Annotated in this window: 21 protein-coding genes and 3 pseudogenes; 12 read left to right on the top strand and 12 right to left on the bottom strand. The window is 70.3% G+C overall.

The features are described 5' to 3' along the window. Window positions 1-36 precede the first annotated feature (36 nt). Window positions 37-726 (top strand): response regulator transcription factor, encoded by a 690-nt coding sequence (locus tag ABR571_RS04865; protein ID WP_409452058.1) that lies wholly within the window; start codon window positions 37-39, stop codon window positions 724-726. Further along, on the top strand, window positions 723-2126 hold the full coding sequence (locus ABR571_RS04860) for an ATP-binding protein (RefSeq protein ID WP_409452057.1): 1404 nt from the start codon (window positions 723-725) through the stop codon (window positions 2124-2126). Before ABR571_RS04865 ends, ABR571_RS04860 begins: the two co-directional genes overlap by 4 nt. Window positions 2127-2199: 73 nt before the next feature. On the opposite strand, the gene ABR571_RS04855 is transcribed toward ABR571_RS04860, so the two are convergent. Continuing rightward, on the bottom strand, window positions 2200-3294 hold the full coding sequence (locus ABR571_RS04855) for an alpha/beta hydrolase-fold protein (protein WP_409452056.1): 1095 nt from the start codon (window positions 3292-3294) through the stop codon (window positions 2200-2202). Then, complete coding sequence (locus ABR571_RS04850) at window positions 3291-4412, bottom strand: alpha/beta hydrolase (RefSeq protein ID WP_409452055.1); 1122 nt, start codon at window positions 4410-4412, stop codon at window positions 3291-3293. The genes ABR571_RS04855 and ABR571_RS04850 overlap by 4 nt, the downstream gene beginning before the upstream one ends. Window positions 4413-4663: 251 nt before the next feature. On the opposite strand from ABR571_RS04850, the gene ABR571_RS04845 reads away from it, so the two are divergent. From ABR571_RS04845 to ABR571_RS04835, 3 genes are read left to right on the top strand one after another with little or no spacing between them, the layout of a single operon-like run. Next, window positions 4664-5668 carry a phosphatidylglycerol lysyltransferase domain-containing protein gene (locus tag ABR571_RS04845; RefSeq protein WP_409452054.1) on the top strand — a complete coding sequence of 335 codons (1005 nt, stop codon included), beginning with the start codon at window positions 4664-4666 and terminating at the stop codon, window positions 5666-5668. Between the two features lie 47 nt (window positions 5669-5715). Further along, window positions 5716-6600, top strand: a complete 885-nt coding sequence (locus tag ABR571_RS04840; RefSeq protein ID WP_409452053.1) for an alpha/beta hydrolase — start codon at window positions 5716-5718, stop codon at window positions 6598-6600. 42 nt (window positions 6601-6642) lie between these two features. After that, window positions 6643-7761 (top strand): alpha/beta hydrolase, encoded by a 1119-nt coding sequence (locus tag ABR571_RS04835; RefSeq protein WP_409452052.1) that lies wholly within the window; start codon window positions 6643-6645, stop codon window positions 7759-7761. Here ABR571_RS04835 and ABR571_RS04830 read toward each other — a convergent pair. Next, window positions 7724-8221: a winged helix-turn-helix transcriptional regulator gene (locus ABR571_RS04830; protein ID WP_409452051.1), complete on the bottom strand. Its 498-nt coding sequence runs from the start codon at window positions 8219-8221 to the stop codon at window positions 7724-7726. The genes ABR571_RS04835 and ABR571_RS04830 overlap by 38 nt on opposite strands. A gap of 51 nt (window positions 8222-8272) precedes the next feature. Between ABR571_RS04830 and ABR571_RS04825 the strand changes: the two genes are divergently transcribed. Then, window positions 8273-9700 carry a DHA2 family efflux MFS transporter permease subunit gene (locus ABR571_RS04825; protein ID WP_409452050.1) on the top strand — a complete coding sequence of 476 codons (1428 nt, stop codon included), beginning with the start codon at window positions 8273-8275 and terminating at the stop codon, window positions 9698-9700. Further along, window positions 9697-9900, top strand: a complete 204-nt coding sequence (locus tag ABR571_RS04820; RefSeq protein ID WP_409452049.1) for a hypothetical protein — start codon at window positions 9697-9699, stop codon at window positions 9898-9900. The genes ABR571_RS04825 and ABR571_RS04820 overlap by 4 nt, the downstream gene beginning before the upstream one ends. Here the strand turns inward: ABR571_RS04820 and ABR571_RS04815 are convergent. After that, window positions 9873-10379, bottom strand: a complete 507-nt coding sequence (locus ABR571_RS04815; protein WP_409452048.1) for a PaaI family thioesterase — start codon at window positions 10377-10379, stop codon at window positions 9873-9875. The two genes, ABR571_RS04820 and ABR571_RS04815, sit on opposite strands and share 28 nt — an antisense overlap. Before the next feature lie 63 nt (window positions 10380-10442). Here ABR571_RS04815 and ABR571_RS04810 point away from each other — a divergent pair, with 63 nt between their 5' ends. After that, window positions 10443-11408, top strand: a complete 966-nt coding sequence (locus ABR571_RS04810; protein WP_409452047.1) for a pirin family protein — start codon at window positions 10443-10445, stop codon at window positions 11406-11408. 9 nt (window positions 11409-11417) lie between these two features. On the opposite strand, the gene ABR571_RS04805 is transcribed toward ABR571_RS04810, so the two are convergent. The 7 genes and pseudogenes from ABR571_RS04805 to ABR571_RS04775 form a co-directional block, all read right to left on the bottom strand. Further along, complete coding sequence (locus ABR571_RS04805) at window positions 11418-12368, bottom strand: hypothetical protein (RefSeq protein WP_409452108.1); 951 nt, start codon at window positions 12366-12368, stop codon at window positions 11418-11420. A 19-nt stretch (window positions 12369-12387) separates the two neighbouring features. Further along, window positions 12388-12516: pseudogene (locus ABR571_RS04800) on the bottom strand (double zinc ribbon domain-containing protein); the annotation flags it as partial. Continuing rightward, window positions 12513-15872, bottom strand: coding sequence for an adenylate/guanylate cyclase domain-containing protein (locus ABR571_RS04795; RefSeq protein WP_409452106.1), 3360 nt, complete (start codon window positions 15870-15872; stop codon window positions 12513-12515). The pseudogene ABR571_RS04800 and the gene ABR571_RS04795, both read right to left, overlap by 4 nt. 66 nt (window positions 15873-15938) lie before the next feature. Then, window positions 15939-16067 (bottom strand): annotated as a pseudogene (locus ABR571_RS04790) (double zinc ribbon domain-containing protein); the annotation flags it as partial. A 125-nt stretch (window positions 16068-16192) separates the two neighbouring features. Then, entirely contained in the window at window positions 16193-18517 is a 2325-nt protein-coding gene (gene lon / locus ABR571_RS04785; protein ID WP_409452046.1) for an endopeptidase La, read from the bottom strand. Window positions 18518-18677: 160 nt separating this feature from the next. Next, entirely contained in the window at window positions 18678-19655 is a 978-nt protein-coding gene (locus tag ABR571_RS04780) for a pirin family protein (protein ID WP_409452045.1), read from the bottom strand. A 63-nt stretch (window positions 19656-19718) separates the two neighbouring features. Next, window positions 19719-19898, bottom strand: a pseudogene (locus ABR571_RS04775) (response regulator transcription factor); the annotation flags it as partial. 91 nt (window positions 19899-19989) lie between these two features. On the opposite strand from ABR571_RS04775, the gene ABR571_RS04770 reads away from it, so the two are divergent. The 3 genes from ABR571_RS04770 to ABR571_RS04760 all read left to right on the top strand — a co-directional run bounded on the left by ABR571_RS04770 (window position 19990) and on the right by ABR571_RS04760 (window position 21233). Continuing rightward, window positions 19990-20511, top strand: coding sequence for a hypothetical protein (locus tag ABR571_RS04770; protein ID WP_409452044.1), 522 nt, complete (start codon window positions 19990-19992; stop codon window positions 20509-20511). Between the two features lie 110 nt (window positions 20512-20621). Continuing rightward, entirely contained in the window at window positions 20622-21038 is a 417-nt protein-coding gene (locus ABR571_RS04765; RefSeq protein WP_409452043.1) for a nitroreductase family deazaflavin-dependent oxidoreductase, read from the top strand. Between the two features lie 12 nt (window positions 21039-21050). Then, on the top strand, window positions 21051-21233 hold the full coding sequence (locus ABR571_RS04760) for a DUF5302 domain-containing protein (RefSeq protein ID WP_409452042.1): 183 nt from the start codon (window positions 21051-21053) through the stop codon (window positions 21231-21233). On the opposite strand, the gene ABR571_RS04755 is transcribed toward ABR571_RS04760, so the two are convergent. After that, the gene (locus ABR571_RS04755; protein ID WP_409452041.1) at window positions 21234-21764 is read right to left on the bottom strand and encodes a flavin reductase family protein; all 531 of its coding nucleotides are present in this window, start codon (window positions 21762-21764) and stop codon (window positions 21234-21236) included. 88 nt (window positions 21765-21852) lie between these two features. Here ABR571_RS04755 and ABR571_RS04750 point away from each other — a divergent pair. Beyond that, a partial coding sequence (locus ABR571_RS04750) for an SDR family NAD(P)-dependent oxidoreductase (protein ID WP_409452040.1) occupies window positions 21853-22235 on the top strand: 383 nt, incomplete at its 3' end.

Raw genomic sequence — 22235 nt, 5'->3', positions numbered from 1 at the left:
AGTAGTCGCTCATCGGGTGGCGCCTACAGTGCCCGCGTGCGCGTACTGGTGGTCGAGGACGACGCCCGCATGGCCAGCATGCTGCGGCGTGGGCTGACCGAGGACGGGTACTCCGTCGACGTCGCCAGTGACGGCTTCGATGCGCTCTGGCGGGCGAGCGAGGTCGAGTACGACAGCGTGGTGCTCGATCTGATGCTGCCCGGCATCGACGGGTTGGAGGTGTGCCGGCGCCTCCGCGAAGCCGGCCGGTGGGCACCCGTGCTCATGTTGACGGCCCGCTCCGGCATCGAGGACCGCGTTTCCGGCCTCGACAGCGGAGCCGACGACTACCTGGCCAAGCCGTTCAGCTTCGCCGAGCTGTCCGCCCGCTTGCGCGCCCTGGTGCGGCGCGGCAGCACCGCCCGACCGGCTGTCCTCGCCGCAGGTGACCTCGGCCTCGATCCCAGCACCCGGCAGGCCTGGCGCGGCAAGGTGTCGCTCGACCTGTCGGGCAAGGAGTTCGCCCTGCTCGAGCTGTTCCTCCGCCGCCTCGACGAGGTCCTGAGCCGCCCGGTCATCCTCGAGCACGTGTGGGACTTCGCCTACGACGGCGTCAGCAATGTCGTCGACCAGCACGTCGCATCGCTTCGGCGAAAGATCGACCGGCCCTTCGGCGTCCAGCAGCTGGAGACGATCCGCGGCGCCGGCTACCGTCTCCGCGCCCAACCGCTGTCGCTGCCGACGTGACGATCCGCTCGCGCCTGGCGCTGATCTTCAGTGCCGTGACACTGGCGATCCTGATCGGCGGCAGCGTCCTGTTCATCAGCCACCTCGAAGGAGGTCTGGAGCAGAGCCTCACCTCTACCGCGGCCACCCACGCCGACACGTTGGCCGGTGTCATCGGCCCGAACCCACCGATCGATCCGCGCGCCTGGGCCCGCCAGCGCGGCTTGTTCACCAGCCGGGGCGGAAGCTTCGATCAACTGCTCACGACGCGAGGTCAGATCCTCGGCAGCTCGCGCGCCCTCGCCCAATCGCCGCTGCTAACGTCGAACCAGGCGCGGGCAGCGGCGAAACACGCGCTGGTCTTCGATGCCACCGTCAGGCTCACGGTGCCGACCGACTCGGGGCCGGAACCGATGCGCATCTTCGCCGAACGCGTCGGCCGATCGCCGGTCATCGTCGCGGTCGCCAACAGCCGGGAGGTACTCGACCGCGCAGTGACCAGTGCCCGCCGCGAGTTGGAGATCCTGGACCTGGTCGTCTTCGTGCTCGGCGCCACCGGCTCCTGGCTGCTGACGCGTGCGGCGTTGCTGCCGGTCGAACGCATGCGACTGCAGGCCGCCGACCTCGATGCCCGCAATGCCGGCGCCGGTCTGCGGGTGCCCGACTCGCACGACGAGATCGCCCGGCTCGGCCACACCTTCAACCGGCTGCTCAGCCGGGTGCACGCGCTCGTGGCCCGCGAGCAGGCGCTGGTGGCCGACGCCGGTCACGAGCTGCGGACGCCGTTGACGGTCTTGAAGGGCGAGCTCGAGCTGGCCCGCCGCCCCGGGCGCAGCGTGGATGAGCTGTCCCGAACGGTCGACGTGGTCGCGGAGGAGACCAATCGCCTCGTCCGGCTGACCGAGGACCTGCTGTTCCTGTCGGCCGAGGACGACGCCGGCCAGCCGGTGTCCGACAGCTTCGACCTGTCCGACGCCGTCGCCGACGCGGTTCGCGCAGCGTCGGCTACGGAGTGGGCGCGGGAGGTGACGATCATCGTGGCCGGCGAGGCCCCGGTGTTCGCGAGTGGGCGGCCGGAGTGGATTCGTCGCGCGGTCGACAACCTGCTGCTCAACGCGATCCGCTATGCGCCGGCCGGCAGCACCATCACCCTGACGATTCGCCGGGACCCACAGTGCACCGAGGTAGCGGTCGCCGACGAGGGTCCGGGCTTCCCTCCGGAGTTCCTGCCGATCGCGTTCAACCGCTTCACCCGCGCGGACGGATCCCGCGCCCGCGCCGACGGGGCAAGCACCAAGTGGGAAGGCAGCGGACTCGGCCTGGCGATCGTCCAGTCGATCATGGGCCGCCACGGCGGTACGGCGGTCGCGGCGAACCGGGTAGGCGGCGGCGCGCAGGTAGTTCTCCGCTGGCCACGGTGACGCGGTCGGCGTCCTGCTCATCACGGACGAGCACGTAACCGCAACGATCCGCGCATCGCTCACGGTGGCTTGGTCACGGCGGTCCCGGGAGGTGCCTGCTCAGCCAGCTGAGGGCGGCAGGCAAGTCGTTACGAGCTGGGTCACCAGGCTGCGCGGTGTCCTGCACGATCACCTGCATGGGTGGACGGGCGAGGGCGGCGAAGGCTTGATCGCTGGTGACACCAGGAGACTGCAGCACCAGCAATCGGGCTGGCGGCGCCGGCAGGTGCCTCAGCCGCCATGTCAGGTCGTCGAGGCGGCGTTGCACGGCCGATCCTGCCCACAGGTCGCCGGTGGCCGCAGTGCGCAGCGGGGTGTAATACCCCGCGATCGAGGCGCCGGAGTAGAACACGTCGGACTGCAGCATCGCCAGCTTTGCCGCGCAGTAGCCGCCCTCGCCGATGCCCCCGATCCCCCAGCCGACCGTAGCGACACGGTAGGTGTGCGAGATCGCGAGGGGAATGTCGACTCCCAGGAACGTCGCCGCTTGGGGTCCGGCCGGGACGTCGACGCATTCTGTGTCACGTCCTACGCCAGGTGCGGCGCTCGTGATCACCAGGACGGCGGGCGGCACCGCTCCGCGGCGGATCAGGCGCAGTAGGACGTCCGGGGCGGCACCCCGCCCGGCGAGTTGGCTGACGGGGTGGCCGTAGCCGGTGAGCAGCTCGATCGCTGGGAAGCTCGTCTTGGCATAGCGCGGTTGAAAGTACTGGGGCGGCAGATAGACGAAGGCGACCGCGCGGAGCTGCGACACCCGACCGGACACGGTGATCGACACCAAACGACCTCGAAGAGGCCATTGACCGCGGGCGGCGAAACCGGTGTCGTTGGAAGTCAACACTCCTGCCCGCGGCGTCGCTTGGGTCCGCACGTGCGACCTCGCCAGCGCTCCGGAACCGCCACTGCCGAACAGATCTGACCAGGACGAGTAGAAGTTGCCCGCGTCGTTGGCGATAACGCCCACAAGCAGGACCGCCGCGAGTTGATTGCCGACCAGAAGCAGGAGCCGCAACCCGTGCCGCATCCACACTGAACCCGGGACGCGGGACCAGCCGAGGAAGGCACCGACCATGGCGGCGATGGTCGCTACGGTGACCATGATCGCGAGGGCGGGACCTGTGAGTGTCACGGTGCTCCCGCTAGGCGGCCGGACAACCAGGCCATGGCCGCGGGCAGAACCCGGCGCCACGTCACGAAATTGTGACCGCCCTGGCTCGCGACCAGCATCTGGACCTTCATCGGCGGCCGGACCAGGCGGTAGAACGCCTGCGCCTCACTGTAACCGTCAGCGCCGCCCTCGGTGACTGATGTCGTGATGAGCAACGACACTGGCGGCGCCGGCATATGAGTCAGTCGCCACTTGAGATCATTGAGATGCCGGACGACGACCGATCCGTTCCACAGATCTCCGGTGGTTGGATTGTGCGCCGCGAAGTAGTAGCCGGACAGGGCCGCGCCCGCGCGAAAGACGAGCGGATGCGTCATCGTGATCTTGGCCGCGCAATAACCGCCCGTTGAGTCCCCGACAGCACCCCAGCCGACCGACCGGACGCGATAGGCCTGAGCAATTTCCGCTGGCAGGTCGGCGGCGAAGAAGGTCAGCGTCTGCGGGCCGTTGGGCACGTCGGTGCATTCGGTGTCGCGGGGGAACGTGATGGTGGGGCGCAGCAGCACCAGCACCATCGGCCGAGCGCGATGCTGACGTACGAGCCGCGCCTGCAAGTCCGGGTATCGCAGCCGGCGTACCAGCGCGACGTCGTCGCCCGGGTAGCCGGTCATGACCTCGGCGGCCGGAAAACGGTAGTGCGCGTAGGCCCGCTGGAAATATTGCGGTGGCAGGTACACGAACGCGTGTGAACGCAAGCCGGAAGCGGCGCCGACGATCGTCACCGACACCACGCGGCCGTGCGTGGGCCATCGCCTCGCGGCCGTCGATCCGGCGTCACCAAGAACTTTGACCGTGCCCGCGGACGCGGGAGCCACGCCGATCGCGGCACTGCGGGCATGCACCCGGAATTGTTGACTGCCCGGCGACAGCGCCTGCCCGGCGATCCCCCTCAACTCGGCCCAGGACGTGAAGAAGTAGCCGTAGTCGTTTACTCCGGCGCCGATGAACAGCAACGCAGCGAACTGGCAAGCGAGCACGATGCCCAAACGCTGCATCGAGCGGACCAAGCGCGGCCCGCGGCAACGCTGCCACGCGAGGACCCCAAGCACGGGCAATACGACGGCCACCAAGCCCAGCATGACCAGGAGCGGTCTGCCCAGCAGTCTCAAGCTCGCCACGTCCCAACGATTGGAGCTCCGTTGAATTGCGCTCGGGACGTTGGACACGAGCCGTCGCGCCGAGCGGGCGGCACGTGAAGGTTTGGCCTCGACGCCCTGCGACACACGGTGACAGACCGCGGCTGTGGGGCCGCCGTGATCTACATCTTCGCTACATGATCAACCGCGACGCTTGAACCGGTACAGACACGGTTCGAATGAGAAGGCGATCGTTGACACTCGAGCTTCACACCACCGCAGCGCGCCTCGACCGCGCCGCTCCCGCCGGACCCCAGCGGGACACGGCCCGTTATGCGCGGTTGGCCGAGCGGTACGGCCGGACCGGGGTGGCGCCGTTCATCGCCAACCCGGACGTCGAGGTGGTCGAGCTGCTGGGCGGGGCGGGCGCGAGCGGGTACGCCCGGGTGCGCCGCTGGGCCGTCACGCCGGGTGACGTCATCGCGCCGACGGGCGCGGAGGATCTCGCCCTGTCGGAGTACCTCGATGTCCTCGCCGCCCGCCGGCTGCGTCCGGCGTTCCTCGCGGTCAGCGACGAGACGCCCTTCTGCCGACGCGGGTTCGACGTCAGCGCGATTGCCGACGAAGCCGTGATCGACCTGCCGACGTTCACACTGGCCGGCTCGAAGCGGGCCAACCTGCGGCACTCGACGACGTCGGCCCGGCGGGCCGGTCTCGCGGTGCTGCCCTACGCCCCGTGGCAGGACGGCCAGATCCAGGAGATCTCGAGCGAATGGCTCCGCACAAAACGAGGCGGAGAGCTGGGCTTCACCCTCTCCCGGCACGATGAGGTCGCCGGCCAGCTGCAGGACCGCGAGACGGACCTGTGGGTCATCGTCGACGGGGCCGGCAGGGTTCAGGCCTGGTGCACCTGGCGGCACTACCTGGCCGGGCAGGGCCGGGTCGTCGACGTCATGCGACGGAGGATGGACGCGCCCAACCCGGCGATGGACTGCTTGCTGGCCACCGTCGTCGAGACGTATCGGGATGCCGGCTTGGCCGAGGCCAGCCTGGCCAGCGTGCCGCGCGACCACGGCGCCATGGCCGACCGCGTCTACCCATCGCGCAGCCTGCGCGCGTACAAGCAGAAGTTCAACCCGCGCTGGGAGCCCCGCTGGCTGGCAGTCCCCGCTGCGCGACACCGGCCTTTCGCGCTGGCGGCCGTGGCGGCCGCGTACTGTCCCGGTGGCCTGCGGCGCGCGGTCTTTCGCAACAAGTGACCGGGCACCGCGCAACGCGGGCGTGGCGATCCGGGCCGATGAGGCGAGTGGCTGCTGTGGTGGCCACTGGTGTGCTGCTGGCCGCGTGCTCGAGCAGCCCGGCCGCCTCCGGCGTTCAACGGTCGACCGCCGCAGCCGGGGAGCCCATAGGCCGCGTCGTCGTTCGGGCCATCGCCGGCGTCAGCGGCTTCCACGCCCGTCCGGCGTACGTCTATCTGCCGCCGGCCTACCTCGACCACCCAAGCCGCCCACTGCCCGCGCTGGAGATACTGCACGGCACGCCGGGAGCCCCGAGCGACTGGGCGATCCGCGGTCAGCTGCTCGCCGCAGCCGATTCCTTCGCGGCCGGGCACGGCGGGCGCGCACCGATCATCGTGATGCCGGACATCAACGGATCTTGGCGGGCTGATTCGGAATGCATCCGCACCGCGGCCGGCGCTGACGTAGAGGCCTATCTGACCAGCGACGTCGTGACCTACGTCCGCACGGCGTTCCGGGCAGCAGTCGGCCGGACCCGCTGGTGGCTCGCCGGAGTGTCCGAGGGCGGCTTGTGCGCCGCGATGCTCGCGCTACGGCACCCCACGACCTATTCCGACTTCGGCGACATGTCGGGGCTCTCCCGCCCGAGAGTCGAAGGAGCGTCGGTGGCGGCCTCGGTCCGCCAACTCTTCGGCACCGACCTGAAAGCACAACGAGAACACGACGTCATATGGCTGCTGCAACACCATCGCTACCCGACGCTGCGCGGCTGGTTCGAATGCGGGGCCTCCGACACCGAGGTCCGGCGCGACCAGGCGGCGATCGTCGCGGCCGCCGCGCCCGCAGGTCTGCCCACACACGCCTCCGTGCACCCGGGCAAGCACGGCTGGACGATCTGGCGCGGCTCGCTGCGGCGGCTGTTGCCGTGGCTGTGGGAGCGCGCCCCGTCCTAGCCGAGGACACCACCGCCAAAAGAACCCAATGAGGAGCCTCACGTGGAACCGGATTCGACCGTCCTGGTCGTCCTGCTGCTGTTGCTAGCGGGCGGTTCGATCGCGGCCGCCATCCGGTACCGGCCGCTCGCGGTCAAGATCGCCGCCGGCGTGCTCGCCGTCGTCCTGTCCGCCGTGTCCGGGATCCTGGTCGTCAACATCTACTACGGCTACTACCAGACGTGGTCGCAGCTGTCGGCGGACCTCTCCGGCAGCTACTCGAAGTTCGCACCGGCGAACGCGCCGGTCCCGGTGGCGGTCCGATCGACGACCAAGGGACGCCTGGAGAGCATCGCGCTGGCCGGCTCGGCGAGCGGCATCTCGCGAACCGGCCTCGTGTACCTGCCGCCGCAGTACTTCGAGCCGCGCTACGCCCACACGCGGTTCCCCGTGGTCGAGTTGCTGCACGGCTCCCCGGGCAACCCCGGCAACTGGGAAGTGCAACTGCACACCGCCGAGATCATGGACAAGCTGATGTCTGAGCGTGTGCTCGGCCCGATGGTGCTCGTCATGCCGGCGTTCGACGCCGGCAACAAGTTCGAGGAATGTGTGGACGCCCGAGATGCGCTCGATGACACCTACATCAGCCACGACGTGCCGAAGGATGTCCGCACCCGTTTCCGGGTCTCGGCCGTGCCGGCCGAGTGGGGCATCGCCGGCTTCTCGTCCGGTGGCTACTGCGCGGCGAACCTCGCCCTGCGCCACCGACGTTCGTTCGGCGCCACCGGTGTGATCGACGGGTACTTCCGACCGACAGACGGGCCGGCCGCGGCTGCCCTGCATTTCCAAGCACAGGCCGAGGCGGACAACAACCCGCTGCTGCTCGCTGGGAGGTTGCGACCAGGTGTCGGCCCCGTGCCGGCGGTGTGGGTCCTGGCCGGCACCGGCGGATCGAAGTACGACAAGGGCGCCCGCGCCTTCATCGCGGCCGTCCGCACTGCGGAGCGGGTGAGCTTCGTCCGCGAGCCGGGATCAGGCCACAACTTCTACCGGTGGCGACCTGCAGTACCGAAGCTGCTCGCATGGATGTGGGGGCAGCTCGCGCCGCCCGACCTGCGGGTGCAGTTCCCGGTCGCCGGCCCGGTCAACGACTCGACGGTCGTCTCCGGCCGCGCACCATGAGCTCGCCGATAGGCACCTCGTGGCCCGCCGCGCAGGTGACAGTGGCGCTCACGGCGGCGCCGCAATCGTGGTGCAGCCACTGCAGCGGCGGCCCGGCCTCGCCGGTGAGGTACTCGTCGCCCCACCTGGCCAGGGCGAGCAACGCCGGGAAGAGGTCGGACCCCATCTGCGTGAGCCGGTACTCGTGCCGAGTGCGCTGCCCGGGCTGCTGGTAGGGCACGCGGCGCAGCACCCCGGCGTCGGTCAACTCGCGTAGCCGCGCCGCGGCCACCGCCTCGGTGACGCCGACCCGCTCGACGAAGTCGTCGAAGCGGCGGGTTCCGTAGAAGGCCTCGCGCAGGATGAGCATCGCCGACCGGGTGCTCACCACCGAGAGCGCGGCGTCGATCGTGCACCGCTCCGCCGTCCAGGCGCTGCGATCGGCGAGCGCACCCTCGAGCATGACTGTGTCCTGGCTCATGCTTGTCATACTAGCTTGTGTTGACCAAAGTCAGCCCGTACGGTCTTGGCTATGGTCAAGCCAAGTCAGCCGCCCCGAGCCGGGCTCGTGCTCGCTGTGCTCTCGGTCGCGGCCTTCATGGCCTCGCTGGACGTGTTCATCGTCAACGTCGCGTTCGACTCGATCGGCGCCGACTTCCCCGGGACGTCACTGTCGGCGCTGTCGTGGGTGCTCAACGCCTACGCGGTGGTGTTCGCCGCCCTGCTCGTTCCGGCCGGACGACTGGCCGACCGGTACGGCCGCCGCACCGGCTTCGTGCTGGGTCTGGCCGTGTTCACCGCCGCGAGCGCGGCCTGTGCCGCCAGCGACGGGATTTGGACGCTTGTCGCCTTCCGCGCTGTCCAGGCCGTCGGGGCGGCGCTGCTGACGCCGGCCAGCCTCGGGCTCGTCCTCGCCTCATCCGCGCCTGAGCACCGGGCTCGCTCGGTGAAGATCTGGGCGGCATCCGGCGCGGTCGCTGCGGCTCTCGGCCCGGTGTTCGGTGGCCTGCTCGTCGACGCCGACTGGCGGTGGGTCTTCCTGGTCAACGTGCCTGTGGGCATCGTCGCCATCGGCGGCGCGCTGCGCTGGGCGCCGCGCTCCCGCGACGAGTCGGTGACGACGCTGCCCGACCTGCTCGGCGCGGCGCTGCTCGCCGTCAGTGTGGGCGTGCTGTCCCTCGGCCTGGTCAAGGGACCGGACTGGGGTTGGGGCGCAGGCCGGACCGAGATCACGTGGCTGATCGCCGTCGTCTCGTTCCTGCTGTTCGTCGGCCGATCGCGGCAGCATCCCTCGCCGGTCGTGTCACCGGCGTTGCTGCGCGTGCGGGCCTTCGCCTGGTCGAACGCCACCGCCCTGCTGTTCGCGATCGCCTTCGCCGCCGCGCTGCTGTCCGTCGTCCTCTATCTGCAGCAGGTCTGGCACTACTCGCCCATCCGGACCGGACTGGCTGTCGCCCCCGGGCCGATGATGGTTCCGGTCGTCGCCGCCCTCGCTCACCGATTGGCCGCCCGGGTGCCGATCGGCGTGGTGGTCGCTGCGGGTTGTCTGGCGCTGGGCGGCGGTTCCCTGATGATCGCGGCGAGCGTCGGCCGCGACCCGGCGTACGCGTCGGCCCTGCTGCCCGGCTGGCTGGTCGGCGGCGTCGGCGTCGGCCTGGCGCTGCCCAGCATCCTGTCGGCGGCCACGAGCGACCTGCCGCCGGCCGAAGCGGCCACGGGCAGCGGCGTGATCAGCATGAACCGCCAGATCGGGACGGCCATCGGCGTCAGCCTGATCGTGGCCGTCCTCGGAACGCCGGCCGACTTCGCGGCCGCGCACACGGCTTTCCGGCACGCGTGGTGGGCCCTCGCCTCCGTCACCGTCGTCGCGGCAGTGGCCGCGATCGGGATGACGCCTCGAGGGCCGCGCTCAGGCGAGCCGGGAACGCGAGCACCCGCCTGGGTAGGCCCACCTGCATGACCAACGAAACGCCTGATCTGCGGCCGCACGGCGACCCGATGCGCGAGCATCTGCCGACCGACGCCGACACCGACACCGACACCGGCACCGGCACCGACACCGGACGGGCGGGTCCGGACACCTCGCCGGCCGACCTCCCCGCTCCCGAGCCGGTCGACGACGTCGACACCGATCAGGATCCGGGCGCCGGCGCCGACTGATCGCCGGCGCCGTCGACCGAACTCGCCCCGGTGGCCCGCTGCCCCCGGTGCTCGGCCGGCAGCACGACCTGCGTGCACCGGCTACTGGCTAGCAGTGTCCCGGCGTCGTCGTGCAGGTCGCCGGCGCAGAACACCACTCGCGGTGTCGCGCGCACGACCCAGCCTGTGGCGATCAGCCGACCCGCCGGTGCGCTGCGCAGGAACTCCACCCGCAGGTCGGCGGTCAAGAATGCCTGCGCGGTGAGCACCGTCCAGCACGCCCCACCCATCGCCGCATCGAGCAGGGCGGTGACCAGACCGCCCTGCACGACGTAGCCGCCGCCTGTCGCGAAGCCGTAGTCCGCGGTGGCGTCCCACGACACGACGGACCGGCCGGCCGCCCAGCTGTCAAGCCGGTAACCGAGGGTGCGCCACAGCCCGACCTGCTCGCCTCGGACGGCGCGCATCTCTCCCAGGTCGCGTACCGGCTGGTCGGTCATGGTGGGCAGCTTCGCATGCGCAGGTCCGCGCCACCTGCTCGGCGCCGGGCGTAGGTTGGTTGCGTGAGCAATCTCGACCGGACGCCGGCGTTGAGCTCGTGCGGCGGGCTGACCGAAGTGGCCCCCCGGCCCGTGCACCAGGTGTACGCCGGAAAGGAAGTGGCGCTCGGCGAATCGACCGTCGTCCGCCGGTTGCTGCCCAATCTCGGCCGCCGCCTGGTCGGGCCCTGGTGCTTCGTCGACCACTACGGTCCTGACGACATCGCGACGGGCGACGGGATGCAGGTGCCGCCGCATCCGCACATCGGCTTGCAGACCGTGAGCTGGCTGCTGGACGGCGAGGTCCACCATCGCGACAGCCTCGGCAGCGACCAGGTGATCCGTCCGGGGCAGCTCGGGCTGATGACCGCCGGTCGGGCGATCACCCACGCGGAGCAATCCCCGGTGCCGCATCCGGCGTTGTTGCACGGCGTCCAGCTCTGGGTGGCGCTGCCTGACGCGGCGCGCGGCGTCGCGCCCGCGTGGCAGCACGAGACGGCGCTGCCCGTCCTTCGGGATCGTGGCGCCACCGCGACCGTGATCCTCGGCTCGCTCGTCGGCGAGCGTTCGCCGGCGAAGACCTACTCCCCGTCCGTCGGCATCGACGTGGCACTGGATGCCGGATCGGATCTGTTGCTGCCGCTCGAGCCCGACTTCGAGCACGCCGTACTGGTGATGTCCGGCTCGGTCGACGTGGACGGCGCGGCCCTGACGCCCGGGGCGATGATCTACCTCGGCTGCGCCCGCCGCGGCCTGCGGCTGGCCTCGACCGACGGCGCCCGCGTGCTGCTGCTCGGCGGGGCGCCGTTCGAGGAGCAGATCGTCATGTGGTGGAACTTCGTCGGGCGCAGCAACGACGAGATCGCGGCCGCACGCAGGGAGTGGATGGCCAGCGAGCGGTTCGGCGACGTCGCCGGCTACGACGGCTTCCGGTTGCCCGCCCCCGAGCTGCCGGCCGGGCGCCTCAAGCCCGGCGGCGCTACCCGCTGACGCCGCGCCTCAGGCCGGAACGGAGATCTCGGCCTCGCCCGACCGGCCGGCGCCGGCGAGGTACTCGGCCTGGTCGAGCAATGCATGCGCGAGGTGATACGGACTCGCCACGGCACGTAGTTCGGCGACCGCGGCCTCGAGTGCGGTGTCGGCATCGGACTGCCTGGCGGCGACGCGTTGCCGGGCACGGGCCAGCGCGCGCTCGGCCCGCAGCAGCGGCGGGATGTGGCCGGAGGGGTAGCCGTCCAGCAGCACGAGCAACTCCTCGACCGCCGCGTCGTCGCCCAGTTCGAAGGCGGCGCGCACCCCGAGCGGCCACGCCCAGTTCGGGTATTCGCTCGCGATGCCCAGGGCCGAGGCATACCCGAGGATGGAGCGGACGTGGCGAAGGACGTCCTCCTGGCGACCCCGGCCGGCGGCCTGGAGCGCATCCACGAACGCAGCCGCGGCCAGGTCCTGCGGGTCCTCGCTGGCCCGCATGTCGGTGAACGCGGAGTGCGTCGCGTCGATGGCCGCTCGGTCTCCCCGCAGACAGGCTAGCGCGGCTGCCGCCATGGCGACGTAGCCCGAGATCAGCGAGTCGTCGTCGAAGCCGTCTGCCTCTATTGCCTCTGCCAGGACCCGCTCCGCTTCGACCCAGTCACCGGAGAACATCAGCGCCATGGCCAGGTTCGGTATAGCGACCGCCAGCTGGAAGCGGTTGCCCAGTTGCCGCGCTCCGTCGATCGCCGACCGACTGGCGGCCGCTGCGGCTGAGGCGTCAATAGTCACGAGGATCGAGGCCAGATTCGACATGGCTCGGTTCCACGACGCGGTGTCGCCGGCTCGCTCAGCCAACCGGGCGCCATGCTCCATGTCCCCCGCCGCCTCCGCGTAGCGGTTGAGGAAGCCCGCGGCCATGACTCGCTGGCGGCCGTCGGTGTGCCGCCCGGACCGCCGCAGCGCTGCCGCCGCGGTCACGCGCAGTGCCGCATTCGCCGCAGAACGCCGCGTGCGGTTCGACCGGTGACGCGCATGTGGGGCAGGTGCGCGAGATCGCGGCGCCGCAGGCGATGCAGAACTTCTTACCTGGCGCGTTCTCCGCGCCGCAATTCGCGCACTCGATCACGCGCGTTCCCCCGCGACGGCGTTAATCGCCGGCTCGGCCCGAGTGAGCAGCCCCGGCGCCCGGAGCCACTCACCGATGGAGCGGACTTCGGCGCGCACCTCGTCAGCTTCGTCGACCCGGTCCTGCGCGATCAAGTAGTCCGCGCGATCGGCCAGCCCGTGCGCGAGGTGGTACGGGCTGCCGACCGCGCGCAGCTCGCTGATGGCCGCCGCGAGCGCGTCATCGGCATCGGGATCGCCGGCCGCGGCACGCCGCTTCGCCCGCGCCAGGCTCCGCTCGGCACGCAGAAGCGGTGGAACGTGTCCGACCGGATATCCGTCGAGGTGCGCGAGCAACTGGTCCACGGTGGCTGCGTCATTGATCGCGAAAGCACTTCGAACCGCGATCGGCCATGCCCAGCCCACAGACTCGCTCGCGATTCCCAATTTTTCGGCGGTGGCCAGCACCGCCTGCGCGCGATCCAGCGCTGCGCGCGCGTCTCCCCGCCCGACGGCTTGGAACGCGTCGACGACCAGCGCGATTGAGAAGTCCTGCAGATCCTCGCTGGTCCGCGCGCCGTCGATGTCCGCAGTGGAGTCGTACATCGCGTCGCGATCGCCCCGCAGCGCCGGCAACACGATGCGGTACATCGCCGTGTAGGCAAACTCGACGGAACCGGGCTCGAGGCCATCCGACTCCGCGGAGTGGCCGAGCACCCGTTCCGCCTCGTCCCAGTCACCCGTCAGCAGGAGTGCGACCGCCAGGTTGGAGACCGCGGCGCTCAGGTCGTACCGATTCCCCAACTGCCGGGCGCGGTCGACGGCCGCGCGCGCCGCCACCCCGGAAGCGGCGGGATCGCTGGTGCGCAAGGCGTTGGCGAGGTTCAACATCGCGATCGCCCACCGGTCACTCTCGCCGATTCGTTCCGCGAGCCGGGCGGCGTACTCGAAGTCGGCGACGGCCTCGGCGTGCCGATTCAGGACCTCGGCGGCGATCCCACGGGTGATGAAGTTTTCGAGGAGCACTGCATTGGGCACGTCGAGCGCTTGGGCCAGGGTCAGGGCCTCGGACGCCATCACGTGACTATGCGCTCCACCGCGGAAAGTCTCCAAGGACGCGAGTTCGGTCATCGCTCGGACGGTGTCGTGATCCGGATCGACGCGCAGCACCGCGAGTGCCTCGTCGAGGCGCTGCTTGGCCTCGCCGTGCCGTCCGGAGCGACGCAGCGAACGGCCGGCCAAGACATCCGCATGGGCCACGGCGCGCGTCTCGCCGTTCGCGGCGTAAATGGCGCGAGCCCGACCTGCGTAAGCGATCGCTGCGTCGAAGTCGGCGCCGCGGCCCACCGTCTCAGCGGCCCGCTCCCACCAGCCAGCGGCGGCCAGGACATCGTGCTCGGATTGCTCGCCAAGTTCAGCTGCTTCGGCGTAGACCTCGCTGGCCCGCGCCGGCGCACCCGAACGTTCAGCACGTTCGGCAGCCCGCAGCAATGCGGCAATCGCGTCAGCGCGGATTGCCGGGGCGTCCGCGTCGTCTGGCACCGCATCGAGCGCGTCGAGGTAGTGGCGCGCGATGACTTCGGAAATCTCCTCACCCTCATTGGCGAAGGTGTTGCGCAGGTGCGCGGCCACGGCGAGGTGGCGCGCCTTCCGGTCACGCCGGGAAAGCGTGTCGTACGCGACCTGGCGCAACAGGTTCTGGCTGAAGTGATAGTCCCCGCGTTGCGGGGACAGCGGATCGGCCGAGATGTCGAAGACCTCGCGGCGCAGCAGTTCGGCGAGCCCGGCCTCGACGGCAGCCGCGTCGCGGCCGGAGACGGCGACGAGCGCCTCCGCGGGGAAGCTGCTGCCCAGCACCGCGGCGTCGGCCACAAGGGTGCGCAGTTGCGGGTCGAGCCCGTCCAGCCGCGCGGCGAGCAGCGCGTGCAGGCTCTCCGGGACCGACAGCTCGCCGACGTCGCCGACCAGTCGGTAGACACCCTCGACCGGGATGACGGCGTCGCGGTCGATCAACGACCGCACCGTCTCGACCGCGAACAACGGATTGCCCTGCGCCTGCGCGGCGATGGCGGCAACAGCGGTCGCGGGCATGCCCGGCACGAGCGCGTCGACGAGCGTGTCCATGGAGCGTTCGTCGAGCGGATCGAGGGTCAGCGCGGTGCGGTTGCGGCCCGACGCCCAGCCGGGCCGATGTTCGTCGAGTTCGGGCCTGGCGAACACGAGGACATAGATCGGCGAGGTACGGGCCCAGTCGACGAGGTGATCGAGGAAGTCGAGCAGGGATGGGTCCGCATGCTGCGCATCCTCGATCAACAGGGTGACCGGGCTGACGTCGGCGAGCCGCTCGAAGAACAGCCGCCACCCGGCGAACAGCTCTTCGCGGGTCAGCGTCGCGTCCGTGCCGCTGGGGTAGCTCACCCCGAGCAGGCGGGCGACGCGCGGGCCGACGTAGGCCTGCTCGGCCTCGTCCGGGACGAACTCCGGCAGGCGCTGCACGAGCTTGCCGCCGGCGATGTCGGCCGCGTCTTCCTCCGCTATGCCGAAGCGCTGCCGCACGATCTCGGCGAGCGCCCAGAACGCGACGCCCTCGCCATAGGAGAGGCACCGGCCCTGGTGCCAGAAGATCGTCTCGGCCAGCCCATCCACGTACTTGCGGAACTCCCAACCCATGCGCGACTTGCCGACGCCGGCCGGTCCGGACACCAGCACGAGCCGCGGCGTGCGCCGCTCGGCGCTCGCGTGCAGCAACTCCTTGACCGTGCGCAGCTCGGCGTCGCGGCCGACGAAAGGCGCCTCGAGGCCGTCCACACGCTGCGAGCCACCCACCCCGGACAACACACGGATCGCGCGCCACAGTCGAGCCGGCTCCGCCTTGCCCTTCAGGACATGGTCGCCGGCGTCGTCGAAGCCGACCGACGCCTCGGCCAGCCGCTGGGTGGCGTCGTCGACGAGGACGGTGCCGGGCTGGGCCGCCGACTGCACCCGCGCCGCGGTATTGACCGCGTCGCCCGCGACCATGCCCTCGCCGGTCGCACCGAGCGTGACGGCGACCTCACCCGTGACGACACCCGCGCGAGCCGCCAGCCCGGTAGCGCCGATCCGGTGGCCAAGTTCGCCAACTGCGGCGACGACCTCAAGCGCCGCGCGCACCGCGCGTTCGGCGTCGCCCTCGGTAGCGGTGGGCGTGCCCCAGACCGCCATCACGGCGTCACCGATGAACTTCTCGACGGTTCCGCCGTAGCGGGCGATGACGGTGCGGGCGGCGGCGAAATACTCCGACAGCAGTTCCCGGACCTGCTCAGGGTCGCGTGTCTCCGACAGCGGCGTGAAGCCGACCAGGTCGGCGAACAGCACCGAGCACACCCGCCGTTCGGCCACCGGCACACTGCTCGGACCGGCGTGCGCCGCAGGTGGGCTGCCGCCGACAGCGCCACCGCACTCGCCGCAGAAGGCCGAGTCCGGTTCGACCGGAGAGGAACACGAGGGGCAGGCGCGGGCGATCGCGGCACCGCAGCGCCGGCAGAACTTCTTACCGGCGGCGTTCTCGGTTCCACAGACCGCACACTCGATCACCGCGCCGCTCCCTCTTCAGGCTCGATCACAATAGGTCACTGACCGGGCAAGAACGCCGACTTGTCCGCGCTTCCTCGGCATATGGGCCGGTAGAGCGCGGACAACTCGGGAGGGAGCGGGAGAACTTAGGCGGCGGTCTCCTTCTGTAGTTCGACGGCCGGCTCGAGCGCGTAGGCGAGGATCTCGGCCACGTCGCCCACGGGCCGGACGTCGAGCTCTTTGAGCACTTCGGCCGGGACGTCGTCCAGGTCGGGCTCGTTGCGCAGCGGGATGAACACCGTCTTCAACCCGGCCCGCTGGGCGGCGAGGAGCTTCTGCTTCACGCCACCGATCGGCAGCACCCGTCCGTTCAGGGTGACCTCGCCGGTCATGCCGACGTCCGAGCGCACCGGGCGCCCGGTGGCCAGTGACGCCAGCGCGGTCACCATCGTGACGCCGGCCGACGGGCCGTCCTTCGGCACGGCGCCTGCGGGGACGTGCAAGTGCACGACGCGGTCGAAGGCGGCGGCGTCCAGACCGTGCTGATCGCCGTGCGAGCGCAGGTAGCTCAGCGCGATGTGCGCGGACTCCTTCATCACGTCACCGAGCTGACCGGTCAGGGTCAGCCGCGACTCGCCCGCCATCGCTGTCGCCTCGATGAAGAGGACGTCGCCGCCGACACCGGTGACGGCCAGGCCGGTCGCGACACCGGGCACGGACGTCCGCTCGGCGGACTCGGGCAAGAACCGTGGGCGGCCGAGGAAGTCGCCCAGGTTGTCCTCGTCCACCGCGATCGGGCCGGGTTCGGTCGCGAGCTTCGTCGCGACCTTGCGCAGCACCCGGGCGAGGGAGCGCTCGAGCTGACGGACGCCGGCCTCACGGGTGTACTCGCCGGCGATCCGGCGCAGCGCACCGTCGCTCACGGTGACTTCGTTCTCGTCCAGCGCGGCGCGGGTCAGCTGCCGGGGCAGCAAGTGGGTCCGCGCGATCGAGACCTTGTCCTCCTCGGTGTAGCCGTCGAGCGTGACGACCTCCATCCGGTCGTAGAGTGCCGGCGGGATCGTGTCGGCGACGTTGGCCGTGGCGAGGAACAGCACGTCGGACAGGTCGAGGTCGACCTCGAGGTAGTGGTCGCGGAACGTGTGGTTCTGCGCCGGGTCGAGCACCTCGAGCAGGGCGGCCGCCGGGTCACCGCGGAAGTCCGAGCCGACCTTGTCGATCTCGTCGAGCAGCACGACCGGATTCATCGAACCGGCCTCGGTGATCGCGCGGACGATGCGGCCGGGCAGCGCGCCGACGTAGGTGCGCCGGTGGCCACGGATCTCGGCCTCGTCGGGCACACCGCCGAGGGCGACGCGGACGAACTTGCGACCGAGCGCCCGCGCGACGGATTCGCCGAGCGACGTCTTACCGACGCCGGGCGGGCCGACGAGCGCGAGGACGGCGCCGGAGCCACGTCCGCCGACGACCTCCATGCCGCGCTCGGCGCGCCGCGCGCGCACCGCCAGGTACTCGGTGATCCGGTCCTTCACGTCGTCGAGCCCGTGGTGGTCGGCGTCCAACACCGCACGCGCCGCGACGACGTCAGTGACGTCGGTCGTGCGCTCGGACCACGGGAGGTCGAGGACGGTGTCGAGCCACGTGCGGATCCACCCGGCCTCGGGGCTCTGGTCACTGGACCGCTCGAGCTTGCCGACCTCACGCAGCGCGGCCTCGCGGACCTTGTCGGGCAGGTCAGCCGCTTCGACGCGGGTGCGGTAGTCGTCGGCGCCGTCCGGTTCATCCTCGCCCAGTTCCTTGCGGATGGCGGCGAGCTGCTCGCGGAGCAGGAACTCGCGCTGGCGCTTGTCCATGCCCTCGCGGACGTCGTCGCGGATCTTCTCGCTGACCTCGAGCTCGGCCAGGTGTTCGCGGGCCCATTCCGAGACGAGGGCGAGTCGCGCGGTGACGTCGGGCGTCTCGAGCAACTCGCGCTTCTGCTCGTTGGACAGATAGGGGGCGTAGCCGGCCAGGTCGGCCAGTTCGGACGGGTCGCTGATCTTCTGGACGGAGTCGATGACCTGCCACGCGTTGCGGCGCTGAAGGATCGCGATGACGACCTGCTTGTAGACGTCGGCCAGGTCGCGGACGGCGTCAGTGACCGGCTGGTCCTCGACGGGCTCGGCCTCGACCCACAGGGCGGCGCCGGGGCCGGGAACGCCCGAGCCGAGTCGGGCACGACGGCCGGCGCGCAGCACGGCCGCCTGTTCACCACCGGGCAGCCGGCCGACCTGCTCGATCTCGGCGACGACGCCGTAGACCGGGTAGCGGTCGGCCAGGCGGGGGGCCAGCAGCAGCTGGCCGTCCGAGCCGGCCCGCGCGGCGTCGATGACGGCGCGGGCGTCGCTGTCGAGCTCGACCGGCACGACCATGCCGGGCAGGACGACCAGGTCGGGCAGCGACAGGATCGGAAGGGTAAGGACGTCGGACATGAATGCCTCGATTCTTGAGCGTTACTGACTCAAGTCCGAGACCGAAACAGATGTTCCAGCGCGCGTACGCCGAGAGCGAACGCCGTTTACGCGAGTTGTCCGTGCTTCCCCACGTCATAGCGTGGGGAAGCACGGACAAGTTGGGAAGGACGCGGGGGCCTCAGCTGCCGCTGTACACGTGGGGCATGATCGCGTCCGGCGGGATGATGCCGAGGCGGCCGGCCTGGTAGTCCTCCAGCGCGGTCTGCAGCTCGTCGCGGGTGTTCATCACGAACGGGCCGTAGTGCACCATCGGCTCGTTGATCGGCTCGCCGCCGAGCAGGATGACCTCGAGCGAGCTCGTGCGGCTGTCGTGCTTGGCGTCGGCGCTCAGCGTGATGCGGTCACCCGCACCGAAGACGGCCAGCTGGCCCGCCGAGATCGGCTCGCGCTTCGCTCCGACCGTGCCGGATCCGGCATAGACGTAGGCGAGCGCGTTGTAGGTCGGCTGCCACGGCAGGGAGAGCTGCGCCCCGGGAGCGATGGAGGCGTGCAGCAGGGTGATCGGCGTGTGCGTCGAGCCGGGGCCGACGTAGCCGTCGACCTCGCCGGCGATCACGCGCAGCAGTGCACCGCCGTCGGCACTGGCCAACAGCAGCAGATCGGACGCCTCGACGGGCTGGTAGGCCGGCTTCAAGAACTTGTCCTTGGCCGGCAGGTTCACCCAGAGCTGGAATCCGTTGAACAGACCGCCGGCCTCGACGAGCTTCTCCGGCGGGGTCTCGATGTGCAGCAGCCCGGCGCCCGCGGTCATCCATTGGGTGGATCCTTCGCGGATGACGCCACCGCCACCGTGGGTGTCCTGGTGGATGAACTCACCGTCGATCAGGTAGGTGACGGTCTCGAATCCACGGTGGGGGTGCCAGTTGGTGCCCTTGGGCTCCCCGGCGGCGTAGTCCACCTCACCCATCTGGTCCATCATGATGAACGGGTCGAGGTACTTGTAGGGGACGCCGGCCATCGTCCGGCGGACCGGGAAGCCCTCCCCTTCGTAGCCGGTCGGCCCGGTGGAGATCGCAAGTACGGGACGCTCGGTGTCCCCGAGACCGGCGTTCTTGACTCGAGGCAGAACCAGCGTGTCGGCCGTCACGGCAGCCATGGAAACCACTCCTTCAAGATGGTTGCGAGTGCAACTGCGTGGAGAACCCCGCTTCCGGACAGGCTATTCCGGGGGCGGACGAACACCGGGTCGGACGAGGCCGGTCTCGTAGGCCGTCACCACGGCCTGCACGCGATCGCGCAGCTGCAACTTGGCGAGAACCCGCGTCACGTGCGTCTTGACGGTCGCCTCGGACAGGAACAGCGCCCGGCCGATCTCGACGTTCGACCGACCGGCGGCGAGCACGGCCGCCTCGCACTTCCTGTGGCCCGCGCACTCCGAAGGCACCCAACGGCAGCAGCTCGCGGCGGCCGGCGCCCATAGCGGTGCCTGGTTGGCGGCCACCGTCGTCGAGACAATCGGATGGTTGCTGCTCGTCCCGGCATTGATCGAGATCTGGACAGCCGTCCGCGACCGCGGCCGGGTGTTGACGGGGATCGGCGCCTGGCTGTGCCTCGCCGGGGTGTTCGGCTACTTCGGGGCCGGCTTGATGAACCTCGTCACCATCCAACTCGGCCGGCGCCACGACCCGGCCGCGATGGTTGCCCTGATGCGCTCCCTGAAGCATGACGGGGCCCTGTTCTGGATGCTCGTCGCCCCGCTCCTGCTCGGCACCCTGGCGTTGGTGCTGCTGTTCGCGGGGCTTGCCCGGGCCGGGCTGGTCGGATGGTGGACGCCGGTGGCCGCATTCGTATCGATCGCGGTGAGCCAGGTGCTCTCCGAATCCGACAACGCCGTCCTGCTCGCGGCGGCGTTCGTCCCGCTCATCGCCGCAGCAGCCGCGACTAGCGCCACCTTGACGGCCGCCCCTACGTCCGCCGCCGCTGAGCCGCGACCGGCGTACGCCGGCGCCTGATCGGTGCCGCCACCCGGCATCGTCACGTGCTCGGCCGCTGGACCCCGCGGGAATGACCGATCGCGGACGGGTATTCAGCAGATGTCACCCCACGAGAGGACCCGATACTTATGGCGCAGGTGCTGTACGGCAAGGAACACGTCGAGCGTTACCAGGAGACCGACGGCAAAGAGGGTTACATCTGGCGCAACGACACCACGATCCTGCTACTCCACACCACCGGACGGAAGTCCGGCGAGGAGCGGATCCAGCCGTTGATCTTCCGTGAGTGGGAAAACAACGCCTATCTCGTCGTCGCCTCCAAGGGCGGCAGCCCGACGCCGCCGGAGTGGTACCTGAACCTGCGGGAGAACCCCGAGGTCGTCGTCCAGATCAAGTGCGAGAAGTTCAAGGCGACGGCCCGGACGGCCACTCCGGCCGAGAAACCGGCCATGTGGCAGCACATGATCGAGGTCTGGCCGGACTACTCGAACTACCAGAAGAAGACCGATCGCAACATCCCGGTCGTCGTTATCGAGAGGTCATGACAAGCTGAGCCCATGGCTTCGGAGAAGAGCAGCTCGGGCGACGCCGCCAAGGACAAGTTCCGCGAGGCTCTGGAACGCAAGCGGAGCAAGCAGCATCCGCACGAGTCGGCGTCGCAGAACGACCCCAAGGTGCACGACGAGCGCGGCGCCGTAGGCGGCAAGCGCACCTTCCGCCGCAAGAGCGGGTCCAGCTGATCAAGGGATGAGCGGCCAGGCCTGCCAATGCTCGCTGGGCGCGTAGTGACCCCGGTAGAAGATCAGCGGATGCCGCTGCGGGTCGGAGTGGAGCGCTCGTACCGCGCCGACGACGATCGTGTGGTCGCCGCCCTCGTGCTCGTCGGCGAGCTCGCAGTCGATCCAGGCCGAGACGCCGGCGATCACCGGTGATCCCATCGGACTGGGCGACCAGTCGACACCGGCGAACCGGTCGATGCCCGGTTGCGCGAATTGCTCGCTGAGCTGCGCCTGGTCGTGGGCCAGCACGTTGATGCAGAACCGGCCGAGCGAGCGGATCTGCGGCCAGGTGGTCGAGGTCCGCGCCGGACTGAAGCTGATCAGCGGCGGCTCGAGTGAGAGTGACGTAAACGCCTGGCAGGTGAAGCCGATCGGCCGGTCGGCCATGGCCGAGACGACGACGATGCCGCTGCTGAACGTGCCGAGCACGGCGCGCATGCTGTTCGGGGTGACAGTCTGCGGCGTCACGTCGCCCGCCTCGTTCTGCTTCACTCGGACCGACCCTACCGAGTCGCCCCTCCGGCCGTCTGCCAAGCTGTCCCGGTAGAACACGTTCTCGTTTTCGGGAGGAGCGGGTGCCATGACGGGTATCTGCGACGGTCGGGTGGTCATCGTCACCGGTGCCGGCCGAGGCATCGGCGCGGAGCACGCGCTCGAGTTCGCCCGCCAGGGCGCTCGCGTGGTCGTCAACGACGTCGGCGGCGCGCTCGACGGCAGCGGCGCGGACGCCACGCCGGCGCAGGAGATCGTCGACCGCATCCGCCAGGCCGGCGGTGAGGCCGTCGCAAGCTACGACGACGTCGCCGACTGGGACGCCGCGGCCGCGCTCGTCCGCACCGCCCTCGACACCTTCGGACGCCTCGACACGCTCGTGAACAACGCGGGCGCCGTCCGTGACCGAATGTTCGTCACCATGTCCGCGGACGAGTGGGATGCCTCGGTCAGGATCAACATGCGTGGGCA

The sequence above is a fragment of the Jatrophihabitans sp. genome, from assembly GCF_046262535.1.
Lineage (GTDB): Bacteria > Actinomycetota > Actinomycetes > Mycobacteriales > Jatrophihabitantaceae > Jatrophihabitans.
Note: the sequence above shows the minus strand (reverse complement) of the source record. Positions and strands in the feature narration are given on the sequence as shown.

Excerpts from the sequence above, each read along its gene's own strand:
- ABR571_RS04850 (WP_409452055.1), bottom strand. The coding sequence starts at position 4,412 with ATGCTGGGCTTGGTGGCCGTCGTATTGCCCGTGCTTGGGGTCCTCGCG.
- ABR571_RS04830 (WP_409452051.1), bottom strand. The coding sequence starts at position 8,221 with ATGAGCCAGGACACAGTCATGCTCGAGGGTGCGCTCGCCGATCGCAGC.
- ABR571_RS04825 (WP_409452050.1), top strand. The coding sequence starts at position 8,273 with ATGGTCAAGCCAAGTCAGCCGCCCCGAGCCGGGCTCGTGCTCGCTGTG.
- ABR571_RS04820 (WP_409452049.1), top strand. The coding sequence starts at position 9,697 with ATGACCAACGAAACGCCTGATCTGCGGCCGCACGGCGACCCGATGCGC.
- ABR571_RS04815 (WP_409452048.1), bottom strand. The coding sequence starts at position 10,379 with ATGACCGACCAGCCGGTACGCGACCTGGGAGAGATGCGCGCCGTCCGA.
- lon (WP_409452046.1), bottom strand. The coding sequence starts at position 18,517 with ATGTCCGACGTCCTTACCCTTCCGATCCTGTCGCTGCCCGACCTGGTC.
- ABR571_RS04780 (WP_409452045.1), bottom strand. The coding sequence starts at position 19,655 with ATGGCTGCCGTGACGGCCGACACGCTGGTTCTGCCTCGAGTCAAGAAC.
- ABR571_RS04765 (WP_409452043.1), top strand. The coding sequence starts at position 20,622 with ATGGCGCAGGTGCTGTACGGCAAGGAACACGTCGAGCGTTACCAGGAG.
- ABR571_RS04760 (WP_409452042.1), top strand. The coding sequence starts at position 21,051 with ATGGCTTCGGAGAAGAGCAGCTCGGGCGACGCCGCCAAGGACAAGTTC.